Below are 4,786 nucleotides of genomic sequence, written 5' to 3' on the forward strand. Positions count from 1 at the left end.
CGGACGCGATGGCGGCGATCCCCTTCGCCACGGCGGCGGATGCGTACACCGGCCCGCCCGTGCGCCGCGCCCACAGCCTGCGCCCATCGCTGGCGCGAAACGCGTACACGTGCCCGTCCGCGCTCCCCACGACGACGCGCCCGTCCGCCAGCACGGGCGACGAGTGGCAGTAGCCCTGCGTCGCCGCCGTCCAGCGCGGCGCGCCGTCCGCCGCGCGCAGCGCGTTCACCGAGCCGTCCATGGCGCTCACGTACAGCGTGTCATCCGCCAGCAGCAGGTGCGACATGACGCCGCCCGCCAGCCGCCGCCACCACCGGGGTTCCAGCTCCGGCACTTGCGGCGCGGGAAAGGCGGGCGCGGCGGATCGTGCTCCGGTGGCCGCCGCCGCGGCGGGCACGGCTCCCAGCGCGTAGACGGGCCGCTGGTCGCGCGAGGCGGCGAGCGGAACGTTCACCAGCAGCGTCTGCTCCGGCGCTTCCGCGGTGCGGCGGGAAAGGCGCACCTCGCCCCGGTCCGCATCCACCTCCACGCGCTGGTACGAGCCCTGGTACAGCCCCTTGTTCATCGTACACGCGAGGCCGTTCCACTCCCACAGCAGGTCCGCGTGCCCGTGGCCGTTGAACACCAGCTTGACGTTGTACGGCTCGATGACGCGATACAGCGCGTCCTGGTTGTCCACCATCACCGGCGCGCGGCCCACCCAGTGGTGCGTGAACAGAAGGACGGGCGTCGTTCGGCCCGCGCGGCGAAGGTCCGCCTCCAGCCAGCGGAGCTGCGCCGTCTCGTAGTGGCCGTAGTGGGAGAGGGGAACGGTGCTGTCCAGCAGGACAAAGTGCACGCCGGCGTGATCGAACGAGCGGAACGGCGGGCCCACGCGCTCGCGAAAGATCTGCAAGCCGCGCGGGGCCCAGCGCACGTCGTGGTTGCCGGGGACGTGGTGCACGGGAAAGCGGATGCCGGCCAGCACCTGGTCGTAGCCGTCGTACTCACCCGCCCAGCCGTAGTCCGTCACGTCGCCGCCGTTGATGGCCAGCCCCGGCCGCATCGCCTCCGCCATCTCCAGAACGAGCGTGCGGCACGCCTGCAGGTTGCGCCCCTCCAGCCCCAGGTGCGTGTCGCTGAAGAACGCAAACGTGAACGAGCGCGGGTCCGGCAGCCAATGGAGCGCGGGTGCCAGCCCCGTCGCCAGCCCCAGCTTCAGCAGGTCGCGGCGGGTGATGTACGGCTTCATGCGGATGGGGAGCGGGTGGTCAGGAGCAACGCGGTGGATGCGTGATACGCAGGATCAGGTGCTTGGACCCTGCTGCTTTCCAGCCTGCTCCGAGTTTTCAGGGCAACGTACATCGGCTCGAGGGCGATGCGCACACCTTCGCGTGCGGGGCGGCGCATCGCTCGCCCGGTGCGCTATCCCGGGTTGCCGTGGCTGGTCAGGCAGCGCAGCACGGGCTCCGGCACTTCGAGTGGCCACTGCAGGCCGGCGTTACGGAACCGGGTCTCGTCCGCGGGGCGCGCCGGAAGGATCTGGATGAGGTTGACGTGGCCGTACTGGCCGCTGGTGGTGGGATGCGCATGGAACGTCGGCACCACGCGCACGTCATCCGCTTCGGTGAACCGGGCGCCCCCCGTGCTGAACAGAAAGAAGTCCCTCTCGCCGATGCTGCCGACGACGCGGTACATCGGGCAGAAGCTGAACGCGTCGCTTCCCTGCGTCGCAAAGACCCGTTCCGTCTCGTACAGGGCGGCCGCCGCGCCGTCGTTGATGGTGGAGAGCTCCGCCGGCCACGCCTCCGTCGCGCCCACCGGCGCAAAGCTCCGGTTCTGGACAAAGTTGTGGTTGCGCTGGTACTCGGCCACTGAATCCGTCTCGTTCATCCCGCCGCACATGCGGGTGATGTCCGGCCTGCCAAAGCCGCGGACGGCCATGTAGAAGGCCAGAAGATTGGAGGGGAGGTCCTCCTGCGCAAAGGAAGAGGCGCCGATGAGGTCGGTCCAGAGCTGCTGCGTCTCGAACGCAATGGAAAGCGTCTTGAAGATGCTGAGCGCGACTTCGTGGACCTCGGTGGCGGAGAGCGGACGCAGCAGGCGCACACGCACGCTCGACGACGACAGGACGATCCCCGCCGCCCGGGCGGTCATGGCCGGCGTCGTCATCTGACCCGTCGTGGCCGTCGCTGCCGTGCCCGCGGCCCGGAGGGCGTCGGATGCCTGCTGCACCCGCTGGATCAGCTGCAGCGTCAGGCCGCTGTTCGCGTGGCCCCAGTCAATCCAGCCGCACCGCGTGGAAAAGGTGTAGCGGCCGTCGCGGGCCCCGGACTCGGTGGGAACGCGGGCGACCCGGGCCTCGGCTCCGGCGCTCTGCTGCACCACGTGCGTCAGCTCGTGCGCCAGCAGCCGGCGACCGTGGTCGGTGCCGGGCGCATACTGTCCCGGGGCGAACACCACGTGCGCGCCCACCGTGTAGGCACGGGCGCCCACGGCCTCGGCGGACGCCTCCGCGCGCGCGTCGGTGTGAATGCGCACGTCGCGGAAGTCCCGGCCGAACCGCGGCTCCAGGAACGCACGCGTGGGAGCGTCGAGCGACCTGCCGGGCGCGCCCAGCACGTCGCGCACGATGGCCGGCGCCACCGGGCCGGGCCCCGCCGTGGGCCCCGGCGCGGCAACCGCCCGCAGCAGCTGCGCGGGGCCGCCGTTCGGGGCGCCGGCCCCGCACTCCCCCGCGCCGCACGCGCCCGTCGGTCCGGGCGCGGGCATCCGCATCACCTGCTCGCTGATCTGGTCGGCTTCGCGCTCGGCGGGGTCGTGGGGGCTCGTGACCCGGAGCTTGGCGTGCATGCCGGCCGCGCGCGGGCGGATGGGCACGGCCGCGAATGCGAGGCGTTCGGCTACCGTGCCGAGCCCGCCCGCGGCGGGCCGAACGGGATCCCGGGCGGGCACTGCCACTGCCGGCGCGGGCCGCAGCGGGAGCGTGGAAGGGGCGGGCGCTCGTTGGGCGTACATCCGCTCCATGTCGTTCGCTTTCCGGCTTGGGGATTCGTGATCGAGGCGGGGCGGCGCGTCTGTTCACACCGGCACGCGGTCCGCGGCGCATCTCCCGTACCGCCGGAGCCCCCGAGAAGCGGGGGATGCGGAACGCAGGCGCGACAAGCGGTTTCACGTCATCCGGACGTCGGCTCGTCCGCTTGGGTTCGGGCCGTGGTGCGCGCGTGGGGCAGGCCCTGGGGCAGCGATGCCCACGCCCGGCGTCAGCGGGTTTCAGCCCTGCCCGCGGCCGGTTCATCCAGCGCGGAGATAGCGCTCTACCTCCTCGTTGGCGGAAAGGAGCTGCCTGAGGTCCGCGGTGCGCGCCTCGATGGCGGCGATCTCGTCCCGGCGGGCGATGGCGTCCAGCGACAGCGTTTCGGGAAGCGCGTCCGCCGCGTGGTTGGATTCGATCTCGATCTCCACCATCTTGAGCGTTCGGCTGTACGAGTGCAGCAGCTTGTCGTTCAGCGCGGCCTGCTCCTCCAGCAGCGGTAGCGCTCCGTCAATGCGGTCGATGCGCGTCTGGTACAGCTCGGAACCCACGTCCTGCATCTTGGCGCGCAGGCCGGCCAGCTGGTCGCGGATGGCGAGCTTCTCGCGCCGGTCGTTGGTGATCTCCAGGATGCGCTGCTCCAGCCCGGCCTTCTGCTGCAGCAGCGTCGCCGTCCGGCTGAACGCCGCCTGCTGCGAGGGCGTAACCTTGTGCCGCGGCTTCAGCTTCTCCTGCACGCCGAACGCGACGAGGGCAAAGACCAGCAGGCCGACCGCCATTGGAATGGCGCCGGGCACGCCCAGCCCGCTGAGCGCAAAAAGCGTCAGGATGCCGGCCATCGCGCCGATGATCAGCGAGCCCACCAGCGTGGTCTGCCCCGGGCGGCCGACCTCGGAAACGGTCCGGGTGGTCTGGTTGATGAACGCGACCGGGTTTTCGACCGTGTTGCCACGCATGGCAGACACGACGGCGACCACGTCGTTCGGCTTGGCGCTCAGCTGCTCCTCGCGCTGCGGGCGCCGAAGCGTGATCACCCGCAGCCCCTCCGGCTGTGCGAGCCGGAACTCGTATTCGCGCTCATATCTGCCGCGGTGCTGGTGGCCCTGCGGCCGGTGCGTGATCTGGCGCGAGTCGCTGCTCACCACGGTGCCCGCCGCGACGTGGTACTTGAACTGGCACTTCGCGCAGAACAGCGTCTGGTTTCCCGCGGTGGCGAGTTCGCCGAGAGACGTGCTGCAGACCGGGCAGTTGAAGATCATGAGCGCTGAACGTGATTGGGATTGTGCGGCCCGGGCTCGCGGCGGTGACACCCCGGAACATCGCCGGCTTCCGGACGCGTGCGAAGGATGACGCGAAACGTCGGATGCGGGTCGCGCGCCGGCCTCACGGGGCACGAGCGGAGGGAAGACCAATCTTCCCGGCGCCGCGGGCCCCCACAAGATGCATCGCGGCACCTGTATCCGCCCTCCGATTCCCGCGATCTGCACGTCGCGGAATCCGCGGCGGATGCACATACGGGATCGCGGGGCGGGAGGTTGCAAGGCTCTGCTCGTGCCCCGTGCTCGATGCAGTGTCGCAAGCTCCCGCCGGTGGATTGCGCCGGCGTTCCTCACATCGTGAAAAGACCATGACGCACCTGAGTACCGCACTGCTGCTTGTCCTCGTCCCGGCATGGCTGCACGCGCAGAAGCCGGAGGCGGGTCCCCTCGGGGTACCTGACCCCGGCCGCGTATCCGTGCGCGTGGTCGGCGACAGTGCCCTGGCCCGGGTCCT

3 protein-coding genes are annotated in these 4,786 nt (G+C 71.0%); all 3 read right to left on the reverse strand.

Translation table 11 applies throughout. The annotated features are described in order from the left end of the window. Positions 1-1,231 (reverse strand): PQQ-binding-like beta-propeller repeat protein (locus VF665_RS19170; RefSeq protein ID WP_331055068.1); only part of this gene is annotated, 1,231 nt, incomplete at its 3' end. Between the two features lie 173 nt (positions 1,232-1,404). After that, positions 1,405-2,832, reverse strand: coding sequence for a DUF4157 domain-containing protein (locus tag VF665_RS19175; protein WP_331055069.1), 1,428 nt, complete (start codon positions 2,830-2,832; stop codon positions 1,405-1,407). 441 nt (positions 2,833-3,273) lie between these two features. After that, positions 3,274-4,272: a hypothetical protein gene (locus VF665_RS19180; protein ID WP_331055070.1), complete on the reverse strand. Its 999-nt coding sequence runs from the start codon at positions 4,270-4,272 to the stop codon at positions 3,274-3,276. Positions 4,273-4,786: the final 514 nt, after the last annotated feature.

The organism is Longimicrobium sp., from assembly GCF_036387355.1.
In the GTDB taxonomy this organism is placed as follows: Bacteria; Gemmatimonadota; Gemmatimonadetes; order Longimicrobiales; family Longimicrobiaceae; genus Longimicrobium.